The following is a 23,996-nucleotide window of genomic DNA, read 5'->3' as shown; positions in this document are numbered from 1 at the left end:
CGTGGACGCGGCACGGCCGCATCGTGGCACGCAGGCGGGCGTGACCCGGGACTCACCCCGGAGGTCACCCCCGTCGAATGACGCGCAGGTCCACGTACTTCCCCTGCTGGCGCATCCGGATGGTCTGGAGCGCGGCGAGGTCTAGCTCCATGGTCGGGACGTCGGTGATGTCGGCGGAGGCGTCCCGGCGGCCGTTGCGGGCCGCCGCGGCCACCGCCTGGGGCCGCAGCACCGTGGTCTCGGCGTCGAGGGCGTCGGCGGGGACGCGGGTGTCGGGCACCCGGGCGGCGTCGGGGAGGACGGTGGTCTCGGCGTCCAGCGCGTTCGGCACCCGGTCGGGGTCGGCGAACGGGCCCAGGGTGGGGCCCGAGGGCGCGACGCCGAGCCCCTCCTGATCGGCGGCCGCCGCCGCCTCGGCCTCCATGCGGTCGAGGCTGCGGGGGCGCAGGGCACCGAGGAGGGCGTTGCGCATGCTCGCCGGGATGGCGCCGAGGAGCAGGGCGCCCCCGAAGTAGGCGATCCCGCCCGCGGCCATCGGCACGATCAGCGGCAGGTCGTAGGTGAGCCAGATGGCGCCGAGGGCGAGCGCGCCCGCGGGCAGCAGCCGCAGGAGGTAGCCGAACGGCAGCGGGTGCACCCCGTGACGGCGCAGCCGCCACTGCGACATCGTCACGCCGATCGACTCGGTGACCAGCAGCATGATCCCGCAGGCCACCGCGCCGAGGTGGGGGACGAGCAGGACGTTGCCCACGCAGTTCACGACGAGGTTGATCGTCGACATCGTCGTCAGGTAGCGCTGCTCGTGGGCCGCGATGAGTCCGTCGGAGACGATCGCGGAGAGGAACGTCATCGCCACCGCGATGAAGAAGAACTGCAGCGGCGGCCCGGCGAAGGCCCCGACCCCGTCCTTGCCGCCGACGATGTCGGCCATGCGGTGCGCCAGGGGCCAGCCGATCACCGCGATCGGCACCCCGACGAGCAGCAGGAACCGATAGCCCTGGTCCACCGCTCGGGCGAAGCGTGGTCGGTCGGTGTTGAAGGTCTCGTTGATCGTCGAGAGCACCGAGCGTTCGAACACCTGCGAGATCAGCGTCAGGGTGAAGGCGATCTGCAGCGCGGTGTAGTAGCCCGAGACCTGGTCGGCCGAGGCCAGCACGGACAGGATCAGACCGTCCGCGCGCCAGTAGAGCACCGCGATGATCGCGATGACCGTGAGCGGGAAGGCCTCCTTGAGCAGGCCCCACATCCGCTTCGGGTCGACCACCCAGCGAATCTCGGTGAGGCGCCGGGCGCCCCACCACTGGATCACCAGGCGCAGCGCTTGCGGGAGGATCTGCACGGCGCACATCGCGAGCAGGCCGAGGTCGAAGTAGGCGACCGCGGCCGCGGAGGACAGCGTCAGGACCCGGGAGAAGAACTCGGCCGACGCGGCCGAGGAGTACCGGACCTTGATGTCGAAGACCGGCTCGTAACAGCTCGAGATCGTCGTGAAGACGAGGCCCCCGGCGAGCACCAGCACGGCGGCCTGCTGCTGCCAGTCGCCCCAGTAGACCCCGATCCCGGCGGCGCCCGCGACGATCGCCAACGGCAGTGCGTAGAGCGTGGAGAACGAGACGTTCATCCCCACGAGCCGCTCGAGGTTCCCGCCGTGTCCGGTCACCCGGCGGACGACGATCGTCCCGACGCCGAGCTCGGTGAACGCCTCGAAGGTCTGCGCGAACACGACGGCCGTGGCCATGACGCCGTAGCCGTTGGAACCGAGGTAGCGGGTCGCGATGGCGATCGTCACCATCGACAGCGGCAGGGCCGAGAACTTCGCCAGCACCTGGATGACGACGCCACGCGCGATCGCCGTGGACCGGGTGCTCATCGGGCCGAATGGTACTCGTGCGCAGGCGCACGACCGTCGGCGGCGGGCGCCGCGGGGCCCGCTCCCGGGCGCTGACTAGGGTCGCGGCGGTGAGCACCTGGCTGCTGACCGGTGGGGCCGGCTACATCGGCGCCCACGTGCTGCGCGCCCTGCTCGACGCGGGTCACGACGCCGTCGTGCTCGACGACCTCTCGACGGGGCTGCCCGAGCGCCTGCCCGAGGACGTCGAGCTGGTGCGCACGAGCCTGCTCGACCCGGACCTGCCCGCGGTGCTGACCGGGCTGGCCGCGCGGCGGCGCCTGGACGGGGTGGTGCACCTGGCGGCGAAGAAGTCGGTGCCCGAGTCGGTCGCCGTGCCGCTGCACTACTACGAGCAGAACGTCGGCGGCACGGTCGCGCTGCTGCGGGCGACGACCGCGGCCGGGATCGGGCGGATCCTGTACTCCTCGAGCGCGGCGGTCTACGGCGAGACGAGTGCGGAGCCGGTCGCGGAAGACCATCCGACGCTGCCGACGAGCCCGTACGGCGAGACGAAGCTCGGCGGGGAGTGGGCGGTGCGTCGCCAGGCCGAGGCCGCCGGTCTGCGGTGGGGGGCGCTGCGGTACTTCAACGTGGCCGGGGCGGCGTCGGCGGCCCTGGCCGACCGCGGCGCGACGAACCTGCTGCCGCTGGTGGTGCGGGCGGCCGAGGCGGGCGAGCCGGTGAGCGTGTTCGGCGACGACTGGCCGACCCCGGACGGGACGTGCCTGCGCGACTACGTGCACGTCGAGGATCTGGCCGAGGCCCACGTGGCGGCGGCGCAGGTGCTGCTCGATGACGCGGAGCCCTCGCCGGGCGTGCTCAACGTGGGCCGCAACGAGCCCACGAGCGTGCTCGAGGTGGTGGCCGCCGTCGAGCGGGTGCGGGGGCGCCCGGTGCCCTACCGCATCGCGCCGCGGCGCCCGGGCGACCCGGCCCGCGTCGTCGCCGACGCGACCCGCATCGCCGAGGTCCTCGGCTGGCGGGCGTCGCGAGGGCTGGACCAGATGGTCATGTGAACGGATGTGGTCGTCATGACGACCGCATCCGCTCACATGAGCGTCAGCTCTGGAACTGGCCGTTCGCGTCGAGCTTGCGGTAGTAGCCCTCGAGGTCCATCCGGCGCTTCGCGTTCACCGTCGACTTGCCCTCGTCGACGAAGAGGCGCAGCGGGATCGCGCGGAAGTCGAAGCTGACCCGCGAGGTGTCGGTGTGGTTGGCGTAGTTGCCGTGGCGGTTGTTCACCGCGTCGAACCGCCACACCTCGCCCGGGTTCACCACCACCGGCGAGTAGGTGTCGCTACCCGGCTCGTCCTCGATCCACATCGAGTTGGTGCCGTAGGCCCGGGTCAGCGGCAGCCAGTAGTTCAGCGTGGCCGGCTGGTGGTTGTAGTCGGAGTCCTTGTGGAACTCGCTCACAGCGACCGAGCCGGGCCGGTGCACGCGGAAGGTGGGGACGCGCTGCACTGCGAGGTCCTCCCCGTACTGCGGGAGGATCCACTCGACGAGGAAGCGGTCATAGAGGTCCCGCACCTGCTCGTACTCGCGATAGAAGAGCGAGTGGTCGTCGGAGTCCTGGTCGTGGTTGTGGACGTCGGACCGGCGGCCGAGATCGTGGATCCGCTCCAGGTCCGGGGTGTCCAGGATCTTCGCGACCACGGTCGAGAACGGGAACTCGATCGGGTCGTAGGTGAGCACGGTGCCGTGCTCGCTCCGGTCGGCCATGGAGAGCCCTTCCTTGTCAATCGCTGTCCGTCGCTCCGGTCAGGGGAGCCGTGCTCGTCGAGCCGATGATGTCGTGGTCAGGAGTCCAGGAGCTCCCGGTAGAGGGTCACGAGCCGCTCGGCCCACGCGTCGGCGCCGAAGGTCCGGACGCTCTCGCGGGCCCGGGCCCCGGTGCGCACCCGGACCTCGTCGTCCGAGAGGAGCTTGTCCAGCGCCGCGGTGAGCGCCGGGGGGTCGCCGACGGGGACGACGACGCCGTTGTTCCCGTCGCGGACCAGCGTGGCGAGGCCCCCGACGGGGGTGACCACGGGGCACAGGCCCCACGCCATGCCCTCGAGCACCGACATGGGCAGGCCCTCCCACCAGCTCGGCAGCAGGAGGATCTGGGCGGCGCGCAGCAGCTCGTCGCGCTCGTCGGGGCCGATCCAGGTGCGGACGGCGACGGTCGCGTCGAGTCCGTGCCCCGCGACCGCCCGGCGCACCGCGTCCGCGTCCCCGTGCCCGGCCAGCGTCACGTGCAGCCGGCGCCGGTGCGCGGCCTGCAGGCCGGCGAGGGCGTCGACGAGGTCGAACACGCCCTTGCGGTCGATGAGCCGCCCGAGGAAGAGCGCCTCGACGGTGCCGGTGTGCGGGTCGCGCTCGGGCACGGTGGCCGGCCACTCCACCGGGTTCGCGAGCATCACGACGCGGTCGTCGGGCAGGCCCAGCCGCGAGGTGTAGACCTCGCGGGCCCCGGGGGCGAGGACGACGACGCGGTCGGCGCGCAGCAGCCACGCCACGAGGCGGCGCAACGGGGCGGGGAGGCCGTCGAACCAGTCGGCGAAGGCGCCGGCATGGGTGTGCAGCACGGTCGGGACGCCGCGCGAGCGGGCCGCCGCCACGATCACGCCCTTGCGCAGCGCGGAGAGGCCCTTGGCCACGTGCAGGTGCACGACGTCCACGCGGCCGCCGAGCACCAGGGTGAGCGCGCGGCCGATGCCGCCGACCATGAGCCCCAGGCGCCGCAGCGGGCCTGCCTCGTCGTAGGTGATGGCGAGGCGCACCTCGACGTCGTCGCGGGCGGCGAGGAACCGCTCGTGCAGCCGCTGGACGGCGGCGATGCCGCCCGGCGTCGACGACGCCTGCCCGACGACGAGCACCCGGAGCCGGTCGCTCCGGCCGCGGCGGTCCGTCGGGCCGGTCACCGGTCGGTGACCGCCGACGTCGCGGGGCGCCCGGCGGGGGCGGGGGCCGGGTCGACCAGGGCGTAGGCCGCCAGCAGCGACTCGACCGAGCGCGTCCAGGACAGCGCGCCCGCGACGCGCTCGCGCCCGACCTCGCCCATCTGCTTGCGCCGCACCGGGTCGTCGAGCAGCTCGGACACCAGGGTGGCGAACTCGTCGACGTCGTTGGGACGGGCGAAGAGCGCCGCGTCGCCCGCGGAGACCCGGCTCTCGGTGAGGTCGAAGGAGACCATCGGCAGCCCCATCGCCATGTACTCCATGATCTTGTTCATGGTGGACACGTCGTTGAGCGGGTTGAGCGGGTCGGGGGCGATGCCCAGGCACGCCGTGGAGAGGTAGCGCCGCACCAGCGGGGTGTCGGCCATGCCGGTGAACGTCACGCGGTCGTCCAGGCCCAGGCGGTGGGCGAGGTCGACGACGTCGTCGTAGGCGTCACCGCCGCCGAGGAAGGCGGCGTGCCAGTCGTCGCGGCGCTCGGCCAGCTGCGAGAGGGCGCGCACGGCGTAGTCGACGCCGTCCTGCGGCCCCATGACGCCGAGGTAGACGAGCAGGTGGTCGCGGCCCTTCGCGAGCTCCGGCTCCGGCGGGACCTGCTTGAAGCGGTCCAGCGCGGGGGCGCTGCGGACGGTGAACGCGCGGCTGCCGGGCACCCGCCCGCGTCCGACGGCCTTGGCGCGGTAGCTCTCGTTGGTGGAGACGACGACGTCGGCGGTGCGATAGGTCAGGAACTCGACCAGGCGCAGGCCCCAGTACAGCGCGTCGCGCTTGGGGCGGAAGCGGGAGAGGTAGAGCTCGGGCACGAGGTCGTGCTGGTCGAACACCACGCGGGTGCGGACGCCGTGCCGGCGCCCGATCACCCGCAGCACGAGGGCCACGATGAACAGCAGGTCCGGCGGATTGCACAGGTGCACGACATCGATCGGGGCGCGGCGGGTGATCGCCCGGGCCAGCCGGATCGAGTGGAACAGCGCGGAGCCGTACTCCTTGAGGTAGCCCTGCGGGCCCCCGGACGCCGCGACGAGCGGGTAGCGGTGGATCGACACCCCGTCGACGACCGCCTCGCGCTCGGTGTCGCGCTCGGTCCCCAGCGGGCAGATCACCTCGACGTCCCAGCCGTGGTCACGCAGCGTCGTGGCCTCCTGCCAGACACGGCGGTCGAACGGCACCGAGAGGTTCTCGACGAGGATGAGCGCTCTGCCGGGCAAGATCCTGGGTCCGTCCTGTGGGGGCCGGGGGTGAGCCGACCGGCGACCGGTCGGATCGGAGGACCACGGTAGCGATGTGGTCGCGGGGTTCCTCGGGGTGCCCGCCGTCGCCACCCGGGGCCGCTGAACGACGTGCCTACCGCAGGACGTTCCGTGACCGTCGGGGTTGCGTCACCCGGCGGAAGCAGGACCACGGCCCCTCCTCCGCCGCCGGGCACGAAACGGTGCGCGCGCAGGATGCGACGATGACCGGCCCGCGACGGCGCGGGCCCACTCCACCGGGCAAACCGGGCGTCGGGCGCCGTAGCGGGCGACGGTAGCGTGCCGAATACGCCCGATCGGGTCAGGTGTGAGGGGGTCGTCACGATGCACGTGCACGTGGAGCTGCCCGAGGAGCTCGACGTGGAGGAGTACCGCCTCCGGAACGCGCGCGGCGAGATCCCGGACCACACGCCCTACGGCCTGCACCACATCGGCGACGAGGGCGACGTGGTCACCTTCCGTCGCCCCGCGAACGGCCTGCTCGCCTACGGCTCGCGCAAGGTGCGCGACCGCCTCGACATGTACGAGGCCGTCACCGCCGTCACCGGGGCCGTCCAGCGCCGCGGCGCGGACGCCCTGCTCTGCATGGACGAGCGCAACGGTCTCCCCGCGCTGCTCACGTCGCGGCGCCGGCCCGTCGTCACCGGCGTGGGCTGGCTCGTCCGCCCGGACCTCCTCCGGCCGACTCACCGCCGCGCCGCGACCACCGCGCTGCGCCGCGCCGCCGGACTGTTCACGCAGTCGCCGGGGCTGGTGCCGATCCTGAAGGCGCACTGGGACGTCGACCCGGACCGGGTGCACGGCGTGACCCTCGGGATCGACCCGGAGTTCTACCCGGAGCAGCCGTGGGAGGGCCGCGACCCGAGCGGCGTCACGGTCACCAGCGTCGGCGACGACCGCAACCGCGACCACGCGACGCTCGTCGGGGCCGTCGAGCGCGTCCGCGCGGCCGGCCTCCCGGCGTGGCTGGAGCTGGCGACGACGCTCCCGGTCCAGCTCGCGCCCGAGGCCGGCGTCGTGCACGCCCGGCGGATGAACGCGGCGATGCGCGGGCTCTACCAGCGGTCCACGGTGGTGGCGATCGCGCTGCGCCCCAACCCGGTCGGGGCGGGCCTCACGGTGGCGCTCGAGGGGCTCGCGAGCGGCCGCCCCGTCGTGGCCACCGACAACCCCGGGATGGACACCTACGTCGACCACGGCCGCACGGGGCTGCTCGTCCCGCCGGACGATCCCGAGGCGATGGCCGAGGCGATCGGCAAGCTGCTCGCCGACCCCGAGCGCGCCGCCCAGATGGGCGCGGCCGGGCGCAAGGAGGTGGAGGCGCGGTTCACCTCCGCGAGCATGGCCGGCGAGCTGCGGGACATCCTCCGCGGCGTCGTGGGCTAGCGGCATCGAGGGGGACGCGCACGCTCCGTGCACGGACGGCACGACGTTCCTGATCCGGCCGCCCCGGACAACCCCTCCCGGGGGCACGCGTCATAACGTTGCCGGGAGATCGAACGAACGGACCGGCGCCGGCGCCCGAGGGGGGAGCCGACGCAGGGAGGAGTGTCAGGTGACCAACGTCCTGTCGAACCCGTCGTTCGACGACGCCACGCGACGCGAGCACCTCTACCGCGGCGACGTGATGGTGTACGGCGCGTCGCCGGCGACGCTCGCGCTGGTGGACTTCACCCGCGGCCTGGTCGAGGAGGCTTTCGGGGAGCGCGACCCGGAGACCGCGCAGCACCGGATGGACGTCGGGGAGTTCGCGGCGCTGCTGGCGGAGCTCAAGCCCCGGTTCATCCACCACCCGCGCTGCAAGGAGCTGCTCCCGGCGGTGCTGGAGGAGCGCGGCTGCGACCCGGAGCGGACCTACTTCGACGTGCCCCGGCTGCGGACGTCGACGTCCGACGACTACCTCACGACGGGGATCGCCTACGCCTTCCACCCGCACCGCGACACCTGGTACTCGGCCCCGATGTGCCAGACCAACTGGTGGATGCCCGTGTACCCGGTGACCGCCGACAACGTCATGGCGTTCCACCCGAAGTACATGACCCAGGGTGTCAGGAACGGGTCGCGCCGCTACGACTACGCCGAGTGGAACCGCACCAGCCGCTTCAGCGCCGCCAGCCAGATCGGCAAGGACACGCGTGACCAGCCCAAGCCGGAGGAGCCGGTGGAGCTCGACCCGCAGGTCCGCGTGGTGCCCGAGGTCGGCGGGATGATGGTGTTCTCGGGCAACCAGCTGCACTCGTCGGTGCCCAACACCTCGGGGCGCACCCGGTACTCGATCGACTTCCGCGTGGTCGACATCGACGACGTCGAGGCCGGGCGCGGGTCGGTGAACGTGGACTCGGAGTGCTCCGGGACGTCGCTGCGCGACTTCCGGCGCTGCTCGGACCTCGCGCCGATGCCCGAGGAGCTCGCGGAGCGCTACGACGGCGTGGCCGTCGTCGGCGCCACGCGCTGACCGGTCACGCGGGGGTGGCGGCCCGCCGGCGGGGTCCGGCGTGCGGGCGCAGGGCGGGCGCCACGGGGCGGCCCTCGAGCAGCCCGTCGGTGGTGCCCAGCTCGACGGCCTTCGCGTAGGTCGGCAACGCGGCCGCCACGGCCTCGACCGTGAGGTCGACGTCGGCCTCGGTGTGCGCTGCGGACACGACGAACGACTGCCCGAGGACACCGCCGCGCAGCAGCTCGGCGAGGAAGAGCGTGCGGTACTCCTGCGAGGGGAGGCCGTCGGCGTCGCGGGTGCGGAAGACCAGGCAGCTCGGGTGGCCCGCGACGTCGAGGTATTCGGCGAGCCCGGCCTCGCCGACGACCGCGCTGACCTCGGCGGCGAGGCGCCGGCCGGTGCGCGCCATGGCACCGACGGGGTCGGTGGTGCGGTAGGCCTCGACGACGGCCCGGAACGCGGCCAGCCCCACGAGCTCCGGCCCGCTGGTGGTCGAGAGCAGGAACACGCGCTCGTCGTCGGTGTCGAGGCCGCCGCGCTCCATGAGCTCGCGCCGGCCGGCGAGCGCGGCGATCGAGAAGCCGTTGCCCATCGCCTTGCCCCACGTGGAGAGGTCGGGGACGACGCCGTAGACCTCCTGGGCGCCGCCGGCCGCCCACCGGAACCCGGTGATCATCTCGTCGAAGACGAGCACGATGCCCTCGGCGGTGCACAGGTCGCGGACGGCCCGCAGGTAGCCCGGTGAGGGGGCGACCACGCCGGTCGCGGCCTCCATGAAGACGGCCGCGATCCGGCCGGGGTGGGCGGCGATCACGGCGCGCAGGGACTCGAGGTCGTTGAAGGTGAAGCGGACGGTCGCGTTGCGCACCGGGATCGGGATGCCCCCGGGCATGCCGGTGGCGCCGATGAACCAGTCGTCGGTGGAGAAGAACGGCTGGTCGGCGACCGCCACCAGCTCGCGCCCGGTCACGGCGCGGGCGAGCCGGAGGGCGGCGGTGGTGGCGTCGGAGCCGTTCTTCGCGAACTTGACCATCTCGGCCCCGGGGACGAGCGACAGGAAGTCCTCGGCCGCCGCGACCTCGAGCGTCGAGGGTCGGGTGAAGCTCACCCCGCGGGTCAGGGCGTCGTGGACGGCGTCGACGACCGGCGCATACCGGTGACCGAGGGTGACGGCCCGGAGGCCCATGCCGTACTCGACGAAGCAGTTCCCGTCGGCGTCCCACACCCGTGCGCCCAGACCGCGCTCGATGATCGGCGCCATGTCCTCGGGGTACTGGTCGTCCCCGCGGGCGTAGGTGTGGGCGCCACCCGGCACCATGTTGTGCAGCCGGCTCTGGAGTTCATTCGAACGGGTGAACGAGGGACCTGAGCTGTCCATCGGGAGCTCCTCCTGTCCGTGGAACGACACCGGCGCCTGCCCGGAAGGAGCAACCTCGGGGAGTGCTCTCGTCCCGCAGGTCCCAACGCGTCGTCCCGGCCGGTGGTGACGGCGGCCCGCGGTGAGACGGGCCTCCCCCGGGGAGTACCGAGCGTCACCGAGGTGGGCGTTCGTTGGCCCGCCCGTCGGGGCGCGGACGGCGTTCCCGGGCCCGAACGGCGGCGGCGCGCGCGCCCCGCGCGACACCGGCCCCGCGAGGTGCCGCCGGTGCGGTCCCGGTCGGCCGAGGGCGGGTCCCCCGACCGGGGCGTGCGGGAGGCGACTCCGAGAATGGTCGGCATGGCGGAGCGTGGTTCCCGCACGGCGGGTAGTGACGGCGGCGGTCCGGGGGAAGCGGTGTCGGTGGACGTGCGGCCCCGCCGGATGGTGGCCCTGCGGCCGACCTCGGGTCCCGCACCTGTGGCACCGGCCTGGGCGGCGTCGCGGGCGGATCGCGGTGCGTCCGCGGTGCCGGGCTGGGCGTCCTCGGGGTCCGGGGCGTCCTCGGGGTCCGGGGCGTCCTGGGCGTCGTCGGCGTCCGGGGAGGACGGCGTCGCCGGGTGGCGGTCCGCCGTGCACGCGCCCTCGGCGTCGGCGCTCGCGGAGTCGGTCTTCCCGTTCGGGTCGGAGCTGCCCTTCGAGCCGGACCCCGAGGCGGCGGCGTTCCTCAACGCGCCGCGCCGCCCGCTCGACTTCTACGTCGCGCCGTTCGGGACACCGCCCTTCGGCAACCCGCCCGCCGGCGACACCCGCTCCGTCTTCGGCGGGCCCGCCGAGCGCGGCGCCTCCGCGGCGCGCGTCGAGCGGCCGGAGTGGGGCCCGGCGTACCCGGCCGGCGCCTGACGGACCCTGACCGGCCCCTGACCGGTCCGGGGACGGCCCCCGAGCGGCCGACCGCCGGGTGGCAGGTGCCGCCTCGTGGCACGCTCCGGGAGTGACGGGCGACGCGGAGGACGGGCCGCTCGCGCACCTCGTCGAGCGGTTCACCACCTCGCTGCGCTCCGCGGGGCCCTATCGGCCGCCGCTCCCCGCCGAGGACGCCGTTGTCGACCGCCTCGTCCTCGCGGTCCTGGCCGCGTGCGCCGGCGCCGACACCGCGGACCTCGGACCGGCGGCCCGCGCCGCCGGCTTCGCCGTCCGCCGCGTCGGCGGCCGGACCCTCCTCGTCGCGGACCCGACCACCCCCCGCGCGTGGGGCCTCGTCGTGCTGCCCGCCGTCGTCGGGGGCCGGGCGCCCCAGGTCGTCGTCGAGATCCCGCACCCGCACTCGGACCTGCGCACCGAGCGCGTCGGGCTCGGCGTGCTGGGCCGGCTGGACGGGGCCCTACTGCTGCAGGCGGGGGCGCACCGGCACGCGGCGGCGCCCGCGGGAGCTCGGCGGCGGGCCGACTTCCCCGCCGACGTGTCGCACCGGCCGGACTCCGTGTTCGCCCGCCTCGCCGCGGGCCTGGTCGGGGCCCACGGCACGCCGCAGGTGCAGGTCCACGGGTGTGCCGACCGGCCCGGGTTCGACGTCGTCGCCTCCCCGGGGGCCGGCTCCAGCTCCGCCCTGCTCGGGGAGGTCACGCGGGGGCTGCGCGCGGCGGGCGAGCGGGTGCGCGGCGGCGGGGAGCCCGGCTGCGAACGGCTCTCGGGCACCCGGAACGTCCAGGGTGGGCTGGCGGCGCGCCTCGGGACGCCGTTCGTGCACCTCGAGCTCTCGCGGTCCCTGCGCGCCGACCCGGCGCGGCGAGCCGCCGTGTCCGCGGTCGTGGCCGAGGCGGTGGCGGCCACCGACGGCGGGGACGTCCGGGACGGGTCCTACCATCGGTTCGCATGAGCAACCGGCTCCTCGTGCTCGGCTGGCACAACATCGACCCGACGCCGGGGTTCCCCGACCCGCCGGGCGTGGGCCGGCTGGGCTTCGCGAAGCAGCTGCGGACGATCGCCCGGTTCGGGAACGTCCTCTCCCTCGGGGACGCGCTGGCGCGGATGGAGGCCGGCGAGCCGCTGCCGCCACGGGCGGTGGTGCTGACCTTCGACGACGGGTACCTCGACAACCTCGAGCTCGGCGTCCCGATGCTGGCCGAGCACGGGTTCCCGGCGACGTTCTTCCTCGTGCCCGGCTTCCTGTCGGGGATGGTCGGCGCGTGGTGGGAGGACCTGTCCGCGGCGTTCGAGCGGGCCCGCGCTCCTCGGTTGTCGGTCGGCGACACGGTGTACGACCTCTCGACCCCGGCGGCGCGCGAGACGGCGCACGAGGCGGTGCGCGGTGCGGTCAAGACCCTCGACCACGCGAGCCGGGTCGCGGAGGTGGCCCGGGTGTCGGAGGAGCTGAACCCGGCGCCGACGTCGGTGGGCGAGGGACTGTTCATGGACTGGGGCGGCGCGAAGTCCCTGCTGGCGGCCGGGCACGAGGTCGGGTCGCACACCGTGACGCACGCGATCCTGGAGCGGGAGACCGAGGCGGCGCAGCTCACGGAGCTGTCGGACTCGCGGCGGGAGCTCGAGTCCGGGCTCGGCATCACGGTGGACACCCTCGCGTTCCCGAACGGCTCGGCGAGCGACTACTCGGAGACGACGACGCGGCTGGTGTCCGAACTCGGCTACCGGTGTGCGGTGACGACGCGTCCCGGGCTGGCCGGGCCGTCGGGCTCGCCCTACGAAATGCGCCGGGTGATCCTCACACCGACCGACGACCTCTCGACCGTCGTCTCCAAGACCTGGCGGAAGGCCCGGACGACGGTGGGCCGGCGGGTGTCGGCGCTGGCGGGCCGCTGACTCCGGGCCGCTCACGGTTGGCAGCGAAGCGTCGTTGCTTGCATCCGGTGGGAGGAAACCCGCTTCGTGGGACGAGTGGTCATGGTCGTGCGGCCACATCGGGGCGCCACGTGACCCGAGCCGGCGGCAGGGCGGAGGCGACCTCCAGCGCGTCGAGGACGTCCTGCAGCAGGCCTTCGGGATCCGTGCGGACGCGGCTGGGGCGGATGCCGAGCACGTGGAGGCCCGCCCGGCGGTAGGCCCGGTGCTGTCGCTCGGTGAGTGCTACCTGGTCCGGCGTCGCGAAGTGCTGCTCGACCGAATCGACCGGCACGACCAGTCCGGCGTGCTCGTCGAAGACATCGGCGATGCCGAGGACGGTCTGCCGCTCGTCGAGCAGGGCGACGTTGAAGAGGGCCGGCTCGAGCTCGGGTCGGGAGAGCCACCAGGTGCGGACGTCGAACTCGGCCGCGGAACGGACCCCACCACGGATCGCCCGGAGGACCTTTCGAGGGATTGCCGACCCCTTGCGGCACCCGCTCTCGAGTTCGTCCTCCAGCGCCTCCTCGAGGACCATCCGTCGCTGCACCGGCTCGGTCAGGATCGCGGCGATGTCCGACTCGTTGCGGAGCCGGCGTACCGCGTCGAGGACGCAGCGTTCGATGGGCACCACGGGCAGCCCGTCACGGACGAGCGGCTTGGGCGGGAGACGGCCGGACCGTTCGACGAGGATGTTCCGGACGCTCCGCACCTGCCGGGCACCCGGGATGAGCGCGTGGACGTGCGCGGGCAGCTCGCCGCGGCGCAGGCTGTGGGCACGGGCCGCGTCGAGCCCGGTGATCACCGTCCCGGGACCGCCGTGGAGCAGGGCCGCCCGGAGGTACTGGCGGCGGGTCGGTGTCCCGGTGCTGAGGAGCACGACGCCCGGCGCGAGGAGCTGCCAGGGGCCGCCCGCGCGGCACCGGCGATACACGGTGGTCTCGGGGATGCCGAGGGCCACGAGCACGCACACGCTGATGACGTCATCGACGGCGTGCGACCTCAGGAAGTCGAGGTCGTTCGTCCGGGGGTTGCGGCGCATGGCGCCACGTTGGGCCCGGTCGGCGCCCACCGGGTAGCTCGGCCGGCCGACCTGTGGACAGATGCGGCCACGCGTGCCGGTGTGGACAGGCGACTACGGCGGACGTATCAGATTTCGGTACGTCCGCCGCAGCAACTGCTTGCTCACCATCTCATCGACGCCGGGGCTTTCCTGTCACTGGATGCAAGCATCGACGCTCCGCTTGCACCGCCAAGCCCCAGAGCCTGGGCCGATCAGTGGCGACGGATCCGGAAGATGCCCCAGGAGAGCTGACCGGACTTGCCGCCGTTGACCCAGTTCTGCAGGCCGGTCTTCATGTTGGAGATGTACTCCTCGGAGATCTTGCCGGCGAACGCCTGCTCCGCCTTCTCGAGCTCCGCCAGCACCCGGCCGTAGTGCGTCGTCAGCTGGTCGGTGTGGTCGGCGAACGAGTAGTCGGTGAACCCGTGCTTGGCGAACTCGTCGCGGTAGAACCGGGGCGAGCCGAGGCTGTCCAGGTGCAGGCGCGCCAGGATCGGCGTGAGCTTCGAGGTGTCGGCGCCGTCCGCGGCCATCGGGTCGGTGAATACGACCTGCCCGTTCGGCACCAGCACGCGGTCGATCTCGGAGACGATCGTCGAGCGCTCGCCGGAGTGCAGGAACGCGTCCTGCGACCACACGAGGTCGTAGGCGTTGTCCTGGATCGGCATGTTCTCGAACGAGCCGTCGACGACGTCGACGAGGTGGTCGAGACCCTGCTCGCGGGTCTTCTCCCGGTTCCGCTCGTTCTCGACCTCGGAGAGGTTCAGGCAGGTCACCCGGCAGCCGTACTCGCGGGCCAGGTGCCGCGCCGCCCCGCCGTACCCGGCGCCCATGTCCAGGACCCGGGTCTCGGCGGTGATGCCCGCGGTCTCGGCCATCCGCTGGACGGTGCGCGCGGAGGCCGGCGCGATCGCCTCGTCGGGGCTGTCGTACAGCCCGACGTGGATGTCCTCGCCGCCCCACACCTCGTGGTAGAAGGTGTCGGCGTCGCTGGAGTTGTAGTAGTCGCGGGCGGTGTGGACCGCGGTCGAGTACGAGTCGGTGAGCTCGTCGTCGGTGCGGTAGGTCTTCTCAGCCACGTGGATCCAGAAGTCGGGGGTGTCCTCGCCGTAGGTGTCCTGGAAGTCGCCGTAGGTGTCGATCTTCTGGAACCCGACCTCGCGCATGAGCCGGCGCACGTAGTCCTTGCGCAGCGGGAACATGTTGAGGTGGTACACGGATCCGTCGTCGTGGAACGTGTACCGGAAGCGTGCGAGGCCGTCGTCGAGGTACTCGGGCTCGGCGGTGACGGTGTCGCCGCTGTAGTAGTACTTGTGTTTCGAGGAGAAGCCCTCGTCCAGGATGGAGTCGTAGTTCCGCTGGTCGAGGATCAGCACCCCGTCGTGCGAGAGCATCGCGTAGAACTCCGCCAGCGCCTTGCGGCGGTCACGCTCCGAGAAGAGGTGCGTGAAGGAGTTCCCGAGGCAGATGATCGCGTCGTACTCGCCGTGGACGTCGCGGTTGAGCCAGCGCCAGTCGGCCTGGACCACGCGCAGCACGTGGCCGCGCTCGCGGCCGTTGGCGAAGGCGCGGGCGAGCATCTCGGCGCTGCCGTCGGCGGAGACGGTCTCGAAGCCCGCCTCGAGCAGCTGGACCGAGTTGAACCCGGTGCCGGTCGCGACGTCGAGGACCTTCTCCACGCCACGGGCGCGCAGCTGGTCGATGAAGAACGAACCCTCGCTGGCGGCGCGTCCCTCCCAGCCGATGTAGTCGTCCCACTTGTCGACGAAGCCCTTGATGTACTCGTCCTGATAGTGGTTCGTGTCGCGAACCTCGTTGGGGTTCTCGCCGAACTCCTGGTGGACATCGGCCTCGGAGTACTCAGGGTCGAGGCCAGCCGCGGTGTCGGGGCTCCGGTCTGCGGCTGTCGTCATCTGGTGGTTCCCTCCGGACGTCGGGTGGTGACGCTTCCGGAGAAGAGACGTTAGGGGCGGGCGGCCACGGTGAACACCGCGGCCGGTCACGTTCGGTGACTCGATCGGTTCAGTAAGACCACCCGGAATGCGTCGAGGTCCGACGATAGGGCCTGATCGCAGGGGGGTTCGAGCACGAGTCGAGAAGGTTGCCGAACCGTGAAGAGATACCGGTCACGTTATCCCGGTGGACACAGGGGGCACCTGGATGTTTCACGTACGCGTCAGCCGGTGGGCTCCACGATGACCTGCCGGTTCTGCGACGCCGGTCCCGGGAGCTGTGTGCCGTCGGGCCCCACGTCGACGACGTAGCCCGGGAACTGGCTCCCCACCCCCGCCGTCGAGATCCGGTCCGGTGGCGCCCCGAGCTCGACGAGCAGGGCCTTCACGGCCTCGGCACGCTGCGTGGAGAGCTGCACCTGGCTGACCGCGCTCCCGGCCCGCGCGGTGGTGCCCGTCAGCGCGAGACGCCGCGTCGGGCCCTGCGCGAGGAACTGCGCGAACGGCGCGAGCACCCCACGGGCGGCGTTGCGGTCCCGGAACTCCGCGGTGTCGGGCTGGAACCCGATCGACCCGTTGTCCGGCAGCGAGGTGGCCTTACCGGGCGTGATCGTGGGGGGCGGCGGCACGGCCACGGTGGTCACCGGGGGGACGTCCGAAGGGGCCTCCCCGGAGCGGGGCTCGTCGACGACCGCGACGCACGCCGCCCCCGACGCCGCCGCGATGCCCTTCCACAACGAGACGAGCTCGCCGCGCTGCGCGGTGTCGAGCGCCGCCTGCGGCGCGGCCGTGTCCCCGAGCCCGGCGAGGACCACGGTGGCCCCGGCGAGGTCCGGCAGCGCCCGGTGGTCGCGCAGGAACCCGACGGTGTCCGGCACGGGCGCGTCGAGCAGGCCGGCCTGGCGGAAGTCCAGCGGCGCGACGGTCGACAGCCCGGAGTCGACGAGCACGACGGTGCCCGGGCGCCCGCCCTGCACCGAGCGCCCGGCGAGGCCCATTGCACCGAGCACGTCCGCCTCGGGGTACTGCGCCCGGACTCCGCCGATCGCCTTGCCGAGCCCGGACAGGAAGGCGTTCTGGTCGTCCTGGGCCGCGATCGCGTTGCCGGCGTCGGTCCGGTAGGTGTCGCTGCCGGCGACCGTCGGGCGCCCGTCGAGGTCGACGACGGTGAACTTCGGCGCCACCTTCTGGTCCGCGGCGCCGGCGACGACGGAGATCGCGGCCTGCTGGACCGACGTCGGCAGACCGGGCTCCGGGCTGTTCGCCCGCCCGGAGACCGCGATCGCCATCGGGCCGATCGGCACCCGGCAGCTCAGCGGCGCACCGCCCCCGCCGGAGCCGAAGCCGCCCCCGGAGTCGCCCGAGGAGCAGGCACCGAGGACGAGCAGCGCGACGGCCGCCGTGGCGAGCCCCGCACCCGCCCGCCGTCGGGACCGACCACCCGGGCCCACCGCTGCAGATCCCGCGGCGACGAGATCGGCCGTCACGGATGGCCTCCGTTCGAGGTCGTCGGGGGACGGGAGCGGGCACTGCCGTTCGGCGGGCCGGTCGCCGGGGGCGGGTCGGCGTCGGTCGGCCGGGACCGGGCGGACCCGCGTGGCGACCGGGTCGGGGCCGCCTCCCGCCCGGGCTCGACGGCCCGGGCCGGCGTGAACAGCGGATAGGGGGCGGAGCTCGCGAGCCCGTCGGTCACCGACGGGTTCTGCTTGCGCGAGGCCATGAGGCTGCGGGCGTAGTTCTGGAGCTCGAGCATCTCGGCCGCGACCTGCTGGCGCGCCGCCGCCCAGCGCTGCTCCTCGCGGTCGCGCTCGTTCTCCTGCTGGCGCAGCGCCTCCCGCGAGCGCTCCAGCTCGGCGCGGCTGCGCCGCTCCGCGGCGGTGGCCTCCTCGAGCCGCCGCTCCGCGCGCCGCAGGGCCCCGGCGACCGGGTTGAACGAGACGAAGGTGGCCACCATCGCCGCGACCCCGCTGGCCAGGAAGAGCGCGCCGAAGAGGATCGCGGGCAGCGCGGTGGACAGGTCGATGCTCGACGACGACCCGAACCCGCCCGAGGACGACCCGAACCCGCCCGAGGACGCGCCGAAGGGATCCGACGACGTCGTCGAGGGCGTGAGCAGCCGGGTCACGAAGGAGGCGACCCCGAGGGCCACCCACACCAGGAAGGCGGCCGACGTCAGCACCACGCTCGCGCGCGGGTCCCCGCACCGGCGCCGTGCGAGGCCCTGCCCGACGAGGTGGGCGAGGCCGACCGCCGCCGCCGCGAACCCGATCGTGCCGATGACGATGAGGAACGTGGAGCCGCGGAACACCCGCGCCAGCACCACGTAGAAGGCGGCGATGTCCCCGCCGAGGGCCAGGATGATGATCCCGAGCGAGAGGAAGTCCTCCCGCGACCGGTTGATCAGCATCGTGGAGTCCCGGTACGAGCGCGGGATCGGGTCCGGGCGGGCACGACGCGGCCGACGGCCGCCCCGGCCGGGAGGCGTGGCGGTCACCGCGCCTCTCCCGTCCGGCCGGTGAGCGGCTGGTCGGTCGCCGGCTCCTCGGGCGTCATCCGGATCGGCCCGGTCGCGGGCTCGGGGTCCGGCGCGGCCGTCGGCGTGGCGGGCGAGGCGGACCCGCGGCCCGCGACGCGGCGCAGCAGCCCGACGGGTCCGGACCGGCGGCCGGCGTCCCCGGGTCGGCCCTCCACAGCGGCGGCCGCCGGGGGCTCCATGAGCCGCTCGCGGGCGTCGGCGTAGTCGCGCCGGGCGATCTCCAGGGCGCCCCGGTCGTGCTCGTGCGCGGCCTCGGCGTCGGCCAGCTGGCGCCGCGCGCCGCCGATGAGCCGGTCGACGACCGCGTGGTGGTCGGCGTGCTCGGAGTCGATGCGGGCGAGCCAGCCCGAGGCCCAGGACGCGATGAGCGGGTCGAGCGCGGCGCCCGTGCCCTCGTCGACCCCGCCGGGCAGCAGGTCGCCGACCAGCGCGCGGACGCGCCCGCGCGCAGCGGCGACGTCGGGGCTCGCCTGGTTCGGGTAGGGCATCGGGCCGACCCGGTCCTCGGCGTAGACCTGCGAGAACCGCCGCTCCTCTGGCGTGCGCGGCGGGCGCACGCCGTGGGGCGCGTCGGGCCCGGGGCCGGAGCCGCCCACCCCGCCGGGGGGCGGCGTGTCCCGCGGGGCGCGACGGCCCGGCAGCCGGCGCCACCACGGCGCGGTCGGAGCCATCAGGCCTCCTCGACGGGGTGCACGTGCCGGCCGGTGTACCCGGCCGGGGGATCGGTGGCCGGGTCCGGCGCGGCGTCGCCCGCCGCCGGGGGACCCGTGGGCGGCGTCGACGTGGTCGCCCCGGGCGGCACCGCGGGGTCCTCGGCCGCGAGGACCCAGCCGGGGACGCGGGGGTGTTGGGCGGCCAGGATCGGCCCGACCCGGTCGCCCGCCGGGTGGCGGCGCACGAGGTGACGCTCGTAGGCCGATATCCGGCGCATCGTCTGGGCGTGCAGCCGTCGCACCCGGGTGGCCCCGACGATCTCCCGGGCCCGGAGCGCGGCCCGGGTCCGGGCGAGCTCCTCGGACGCCGTCGCCGCGGCGCGGTGCGCGCGGTCGACGTCCTCGACCAGAGGCCGCCGGATCGCGTCGTACTCGCGGGCCCGCCGAGCGCGCACGACGTCCTCGGCGGTGTGCGACTCGCCGCCGCGGCGGAGGGCGAGCTGGGAGTCGTCGAGCAGGAGCGGCCACCCGACCAGCCGCTCCCGCGCCCGGTCCGCGGCCCGCCCGGCCTCCTCGATCCGCGTGACGAGGGCCGCCTCGGTCTCGAGCAGCGGGGCGAGCTCGACGTCGAGGCGCAGCCGTTCGGAGTGGCTGCGCGCGAGGAAATCCTGGACGAGCTCCTCGAGGGCGGCCGTCCCGGGCGGGCGGTCGGGCTCCGTGCCGGGCAGGCCCGCGCGACCGTCGGCACGGCCGCGGCGCCAGTCCGCGAACCGTCGCGACCAGGAGTAGGACGGCAGGCCGCCGGCCGCGCTCGGCGGCGGGACGGGACGCGTCGCGGTGCCGGACGAGGAGGTCCGCTGCCGTCCCGGTCCCGACGACGGGCCACCCGCCGCGCCCTGCGACGAGGGGGTCTCGGGCGACGGCGCGGGGGCGGGGATGCCGGTCACCGGGGTGCTGGGTCCCGGCCCCGGAGCGGACGCACCCGGCGGCTCGGCGCGGCGTGCGTCGGCCGGCCGGCTCATGGGGACCTCCCGCCCGTGGTCCTCCGCGAGGACACCCACCGGGCCGCTCGTTCTCCTGCGCTCGTGCACCGGCCGGCGGTCCGGCCGCGCCCGTCGCGCGCACCCGGCCGCAGTCTAGGACCACGTCCGGGGCCCTCGGCGGGCAACAGGCAGGCCACGGGCCCCGCGAGCCCCGCCGCCCGACACGCGCGCGGCCCGACGCACCGGGTCCCGAGATCACCCGACGCGGTGGAACTCCACCGGAGCAGTGACGACTCCATCGGACGATGAACACGCTCCGACCAGGGGTAACGGCGCTAGGTAGCCCCACGGCTGCGAGGCGACGCCGTCGGGGAGAGCCCGGGACCGCCGGCCGCGCAGACCGGCGGCACCTCGAGGCTCCGCCTTCGAGGGCGTGCTCGACGACCCGTCGTCCGGGCTGACCCGGCAGGACCACGTCAACGCGGTCACGGGGGCGTCCTCAGGGCCCGCGGGTGGGCCGGGCCCCGCGGTCGTCTGCTCACCGACCGTGATCTGGCAGCGTAGGTGCGGGAACGCCACCGGGGCGGCCTCCCGCGACCAGGCGGAGCCGGACGGAGAGGGGAATCCGACGTGTTCGCACGACGGGTCATGGTGGTGGGGACGGGCTACGTCGGGTTGACGACGGGGGCGTGTCTGGCGTCGTTGGGTCACGAGGTGGTGTGCGCCGACATCGACACTGCGAAGGTGGAGCGGTTGCGGCGCGGCGTGGTGGACATCGTCGAGCCGGGGCTGGCGGAGCTGGCCGCGGAGCAGACCTCGGCGGGCCGGTTGTCGTTCGTGGTGGGGAACTCGGCGGCGTTGGAGTCGTTCGAGCCCGGGCCCGACGGCACGGCGCGCTCGCCGGAGGTCGTCTTCCTGTGTGTCCCGACGCCGATGGGCGCGGGTGGGGTGGCCGATCTGCGCGCGGTGGAGTCGGTGATGGAGGAGGTCGGGGGGGCGCTGGCGCCGGGCACGGTGGTGGTGAACAAGTCGACGGTGCCGGTGGGCACGGCGGCGCGGACCGCGGAGATGCTCGAGCGCGACGACGTGGCGGTGGTGTCCAACCCGGAGTTCCTGCGCGAGGGGGCGGCGGTCAAGGACTTCCTGGGGCCGGACCGGATCGTGGTGGGGTCGGACAACCAGGACGCCGCGGAGCGGGTGGCGGCGTTGTACGCGCGGTTGGGGGCGCCGACGGTGCTGACCGACGCGGCGTCGGCGGAGCTGATGAAGTACGCGGCGAACTGCTTCCTGGCGATGAAGCTGTCGTATGTCAACGCGATGGCCGAGCTGTGTGAGCGGGTGGGCGCGGACATCGCGGACGTGACCGAGGGGATCGGCTACGACCGGCGGATCGGGCAGGCGTTCCTGTCGCCGGGCCCGGGGTGGGGCGGGTCGTGTCTGCCCAAGGACACCCACGCGTTGTTGCAGGTGGCCGACGCGGCGGACTTCGAGTTCCGGTTGCTGCGGGCGACGATCGACACCAACACCCGGCAGCGGCAGCGGATCGTGGACAAGGTGCGCCTGGCGGTGACCGGGAAGCGCACGGGCTCGTTGTCGCGGGTGCGGTTGGCGTTGCTGGGGCTGACGTTCAAGGCGGGCACCGATGATCTGCGGGACTCGCCGGCGTTGGCAATCGCGGCGTTGTTGCGTCAGGCGGGGGCGGAGCTGGTGGGGTTCGACCCGGCGTTCGTCGACGGGCCGGAGGCGATGAAGTTCCGCGACGGGGCGCCGGCGCCGACCGAGATCGAGGGGGTGCCGCTGGCTGCGGACGCGGTGTCGGCGGCACAGGGGGCCGAGGCGGTGCTGGTGCTCACCGAGTGGCCGCAGTTCCGGTCGCTGGACTGGTCGGTGATGGCCGCGGCGATGAAGCGCCCGCTGGTGATCGACACCCGCAACGTGGTCGACCCGGCCCTGCTGCGCCGCGCCGGCCTCACCGCCGTCGGCCTCGGCCGCCGCGGCGACGGGGTCGTCGACTAGCGGGCTTCTCCGGAGACCGCACGAACGGCCGGTCCGTGACCTTCTTCGGTCACGGACCGGCCGTTCGTGCGCTCCGGGCGGGGTGTCAGCGCGCGCGGCCTGCTGGCCGAGTGGCTGGACCGGATAGGTGCCTCCGGCTCGTGAGCACTTTCCGGGGTCATGGCCCCGCAAAGTGCTCACGAGCGCGGAGCGCACCTACACCGGCTCGACCGCGTACACCTCGAGATCGTCGGAGACCCCCTTGAGCCGCACCCGCCGCTTGCGCCGCGCGGTCACCGTCGTGGCGTCCAGGCGGCGCAGCAGGTCGCCGCTGACGAGGATCTCATCGGCCTTCCCCGCGTCACCGAGCCGGGCGGCGGTGTTCACCGCAACACCGAGGTAGTCACCGCCGACGCGGCGCGGGTGCCCGGAGTGCAGGCCCGCCCGCATCCGCGGCGTCCAGCCGTCGACGTGCAGCTCGCCGAGCCGGCGGCGGGCCTCGACCACGCCCGCGAGCGCCGCGGCGGGGTCGGCGAACGCGACCATGAGCCCGTCACCGAGTCGCTTGACGACGGTGCCCGCGCGCTGGGTCATCGGCGGCTCCCAGGCGTCGCCGACCTCCCGCAGCACCCGCAGCACCGCGTCGTCGCCCGCCTCGAGCGCCCACCGCGAGAACTCGACGAGGTCGGTGAACACGAGCACCAGCTCGTGCTCGCCGCCGCCGCGCCCGAACCGCTCGAGCACCGACTGCCACAGCTGCACGCCGCCGAGGCCGAGCTCGCGGGTGACGCCGGGCCGGTCGCCGGTCAGCCCGACGATGGCCCGCCCGGCGGCCTCGGTGTGCCGGGCGCCGCCGAGCGAGAGCGGGTCGCCGAAGTGGGAGTCGCCGGGCAGGGCGTCCCGGAGGCGCTTGACCGCGCGCTGCAGGCCGGGCGAGCGGTCGAGCTCGCGGGCCCGGGTGCCGGCACGGACGGTCTGGGCGCGCAGCCGGGCCATCCGGCCGTCGGGAGCGGCGTCGCCGTCGTCGGGGTCCACACCGGATTTCTACCGGTGACGATCACCGTGACGGTGTCCGGCCCCATGAGCGTCAGCCACCCAGCAGGCCGTCGAAGACCTGCCGCTCGACGGCGTCGACGAGGTCCGCCACCGCCACCCGGTCCGGGCGGTACCACTCGATGAGCGAGTTCACCGTCCCGGAGAGCAGCCGGGCCGCCACCACGGGGTCCACCTCGGGGCGTGCCGCCCCCGCCTCGGTCGCCTCCCGGACGAGGGCCGCGACGGCCTGGTCGAACTCCCGGCGGCGGCCCAGCGCCCAGCGCTCGGTCTCGGTGTTGCCGCGCAGCCGCAGCAGCAGCGTCACGTAGGGCAGCTCGGTCGCGAGGACCTCGACCTGGCGCCGCACGATGTGGCGCAACCGCGCGACGGGCGGCCCCTCGAGCGCCGCGGGCTCGGCGAGGACGCCGAAGAGGCCGTCGAGCGCGCGGTCGAGCGCCCCGCGCAGCAGCGCCTCCTTGCCGGAGACGTGGTGGTAGAAGGACGACTTGGTGATGCCCGCGGCCCGGGAGAGGTCCTCCATGCTGGTGGCGTCGTAGCCGCGCTCGAGGAAGGCCAGGGCGGCGACCTCGATCAGCGAGCCCAGCGTGTAGGGCTCCCCGTTGGTCGTGCGCCGGCCCGGCCGCCGGGTGGCCCTGTCCTCGCGCGCCGCGCTCATCGCCGGGCTCCCGTCCTCGTTCGTGCGGACCCCGACCGTGCCCGCTCCGGCGGCCGATCGGAGGGGTGTTGCCGATCACGCCGCCTGCTATGGTACCCACCGAACGATCGTTCGGCACAGCTGGGAGGCACGGTCGATGACGACGCTGGAGGCGCGCGACGCCGGGTCCGCCGGAAACGGACTCGCTCCGGCGGGCGACACCCGCAACGCGACCCGGACCGTCTCCGCGCCCCTGCGCCGCGCCCTCGTCGTCGCGCCGGACGCCCCCGCCGTCGTCTGCCCGCAGGCGGCGCTGACCTACCGCGAGCTCGGCGAGCGGGTGCGTCGGCTGATCGGGGCGTTCGCCGCGCTGGGCCTGCGCCGCGGGGACCGGGTGGCGGTGCTCTCG

Annotated in this window: 21 protein-coding genes; 8 read left to right on the top strand and 13 right to left on the bottom strand. The window is 74.2% G+C overall.

Features of this window, described 5'->3' with window-relative positions:
• Positions 1–64: 64 nt before the first annotated feature.
• A complete protein-coding gene (locus VGH76_RS22045) occupies positions 65–1,870 on the bottom strand; it encodes a flippase (RefSeq protein ID WP_331558867.1) in 1,806 nt (601 codons plus the stop codon).
• 89 nt (positions 1,871–1,959) lie between these two features.
• Here VGH76_RS22045 and galE point away from each other — a divergent pair, with 89 nt between their 5' ends.
• Positions 1,960–2,907 carry a UDP-glucose 4-epimerase GalE gene (galE, locus tag VGH76_RS22040; RefSeq protein ID WP_331558866.1) on the top strand — a complete coding sequence of 316 codons (948 nt, stop codon included), beginning with the start codon at positions 1,960–1,962 and terminating at the stop codon, positions 2,905–2,907.
• Positions 2,908–2,950: 43 nt separating this feature from the next.
• Here galE and VGH76_RS22035 read toward each other — a convergent pair whose 3' ends face one another.
• From VGH76_RS22035 to VGH76_RS22025, 3 genes are all read right to left on the bottom strand, one after another.
• The gene (locus VGH76_RS22035) at positions 2,951–3,613 is read right to left on the bottom strand and encodes a hypothetical protein (protein WP_331558865.1); all 663 of its coding nucleotides are present in this window, start codon (positions 3,611–3,613) and stop codon (positions 2,951–2,953) included.
• Between the two features lie 77 nt (positions 3,614–3,690).
• Positions 3,691–4,797, bottom strand: coding sequence for a glycosyltransferase family 4 protein (locus tag VGH76_RS22030; RefSeq protein ID WP_331558864.1), 1,107 nt, complete (start codon positions 4,795–4,797; stop codon positions 3,691–3,693).
• Positions 4,794–6,041, bottom strand: coding sequence for a glycosyltransferase family 4 protein (locus VGH76_RS22025; protein WP_331558863.1), 1,248 nt, complete (start codon positions 6,039–6,041; stop codon positions 4,794–4,796). The genes VGH76_RS22030 and VGH76_RS22025 overlap by 4 nt, the downstream gene beginning before the upstream one ends.
• Positions 6,042–6,407: 366 nt before the next feature.
• On the opposite strand from VGH76_RS22025, the gene VGH76_RS22020 reads away from it, so the two are divergent.
• Positions 6,408–7,469 carry a glycosyltransferase family 4 protein gene (locus VGH76_RS22020; RefSeq protein ID WP_331558862.1) on the top strand — a complete coding sequence of 354 codons (1,062 nt, stop codon included), beginning with the start codon at positions 6,408–6,410 and terminating at the stop codon, positions 7,467–7,469.
• Between the two features lie 169 nt (positions 7,470–7,638).
• On the top strand, positions 7,639–8,538 hold the full coding sequence (locus VGH76_RS22015) for a hypothetical protein (RefSeq protein WP_331558861.1): 900 nt from the start codon (positions 7,639–7,641) through the stop codon (positions 8,536–8,538).
• Between the two features lie 4 nt (positions 8,539–8,542).
• Here the strand turns inward: VGH76_RS22015 and VGH76_RS22010 are convergent, their stop codons facing one another.
• On the bottom strand, positions 8,543–9,898 hold the full coding sequence (locus tag VGH76_RS22010) for a glutamate-1-semialdehyde 2,1-aminomutase (protein WP_331558860.1): 1,356 nt from the start codon (positions 9,896–9,898) through the stop codon (positions 8,543–8,545).
• A gap of 507 nt (positions 9,899–10,405) precedes the next feature.
• Here VGH76_RS22010 and VGH76_RS22005 point away from each other — a divergent pair.
• The 3 genes from VGH76_RS22005 to VGH76_RS21995 all read left to right on the top strand — a co-directional run bounded on the left by VGH76_RS22005 (position 10,406) and on the right by VGH76_RS21995 (position 12,697).
• Positions 10,406–10,780 (top strand): hypothetical protein, encoded by a 375-nt coding sequence (locus tag VGH76_RS22005; protein ID WP_331558859.1) that lies wholly within the window; start codon positions 10,406–10,408, stop codon positions 10,778–10,780.
• Positions 10,781–10,871: 91 nt separating this feature from the next.
• A complete protein-coding gene (locus VGH76_RS22000; RefSeq protein WP_331558858.1) occupies positions 10,872–11,756 on the top strand; it encodes a hypothetical protein in 885 nt (294 codons plus the stop codon).
• Complete coding sequence (locus tag VGH76_RS21995) at positions 11,753–12,697, top strand: polysaccharide deacetylase family protein (RefSeq protein ID WP_331558857.1); 945 nt, start codon at positions 11,753–11,755, stop codon at positions 12,695–12,697. The genes VGH76_RS22000 and VGH76_RS21995 overlap by 4 nt, the downstream gene beginning before the upstream one ends.
• Before the next feature lie 79 nt (positions 12,698–12,776).
• Here the strand turns inward: VGH76_RS21995 and VGH76_RS21990 are convergent, their stop codons facing one another.
• The 6 genes from VGH76_RS21990 to VGH76_RS21965 form a co-directional block, all read right to left on the bottom strand.
• Positions 12,777–13,757 (bottom strand): hypothetical protein, encoded by a 981-nt coding sequence (locus tag VGH76_RS21990; protein ID WP_331558856.1) that lies wholly within the window; start codon positions 13,755–13,757, stop codon positions 12,777–12,779.
• A 233-nt stretch (positions 13,758–13,990) separates the two neighbouring features.
• Positions 13,991–15,691, bottom strand: a complete 1,701-nt coding sequence (locus tag VGH76_RS21985) for a methyltransferase domain-containing protein (protein ID WP_331558855.1) — start codon at positions 15,689–15,691, stop codon at positions 13,991–13,993.
• 263 nt (positions 15,692–15,954) lie between these two features.
• Positions 15,955–17,217, bottom strand: coding sequence for an OmpA family protein (locus VGH76_RS21980; protein ID WP_331558854.1), 1,263 nt, complete (start codon positions 17,215–17,217; stop codon positions 15,955–15,957).
• Positions 17,214–18,224: a hypothetical protein gene (locus VGH76_RS21975; RefSeq protein WP_331558853.1), complete on the bottom strand. Its 1,011-nt coding sequence runs from the start codon at positions 18,222–18,224 to the stop codon at positions 17,214–17,216. Before VGH76_RS21975 ends, VGH76_RS21980 begins: the two co-directional genes overlap by 4 nt.
• On the bottom strand, positions 18,221–18,937 hold the full coding sequence (locus tag VGH76_RS21970) for a hypothetical protein (RefSeq protein ID WP_331558852.1): 717 nt from the start codon (positions 18,935–18,937) through the stop codon (positions 18,221–18,223). The genes VGH76_RS21975 and VGH76_RS21970 overlap by 4 nt, the downstream gene beginning before the upstream one ends.
• Complete coding sequence (locus VGH76_RS21965; RefSeq protein ID WP_331558851.1) at positions 18,937–19,941, bottom strand: hypothetical protein; 1,005 nt, start codon at positions 19,939–19,941, stop codon at positions 18,937–18,939. The genes VGH76_RS21970 and VGH76_RS21965 overlap by 1 nt, the downstream gene beginning before the upstream one ends.
• 591 nt (positions 19,942–20,532) lie before the next feature.
• Here VGH76_RS21965 and VGH76_RS21960 point away from each other — a divergent pair.
• Positions 20,533–21,918, top strand: a complete 1,386-nt coding sequence (locus VGH76_RS21960) for a UDP-glucose/GDP-mannose dehydrogenase family protein (protein WP_331558850.1) — start codon at positions 20,533–20,535, stop codon at positions 21,916–21,918.
• 195 nt (positions 21,919–22,113) lie between these two features.
• Here VGH76_RS21960 and VGH76_RS21955 read toward each other — a convergent pair whose 3' ends face one another.
• The gene (locus VGH76_RS21955; protein WP_331558849.1) at positions 22,114–22,932 is read right to left on the bottom strand and encodes an adenylate/guanylate cyclase domain-containing protein; all 819 of its coding nucleotides are present in this window, start codon (positions 22,930–22,932) and stop codon (positions 22,114–22,116) included.
• A gap of 52 nt (positions 22,933–22,984) precedes the next feature.
• The gene (locus tag VGH76_RS21950; RefSeq protein ID WP_331558848.1) at positions 22,985–23,608 is read right to left on the bottom strand and encodes a TetR/AcrR family transcriptional regulator; all 624 of its coding nucleotides are present in this window, start codon (positions 23,606–23,608) and stop codon (positions 22,985–22,987) included.
• 136 nt (positions 23,609–23,744) lie between these two features.
• On the opposite strand from VGH76_RS21950, the gene VGH76_RS21945 reads away from it, so the two are divergent.
• A partial coding sequence (locus VGH76_RS21945; RefSeq protein ID WP_331558847.1) for an AMP-binding protein occupies positions 23,745–23,996 on the top strand: 252 nt, incomplete at its 3' end.

Source organism: Actinomycetospora sp. (assembly GCF_036497585.1).
Classification (GTDB): Bacteria; Actinomycetota; Actinomycetes; order Mycobacteriales; family Pseudonocardiaceae; genus Actinomycetospora.
This window is presented reverse-complemented; position numbering and strand designations above follow the sequence as displayed.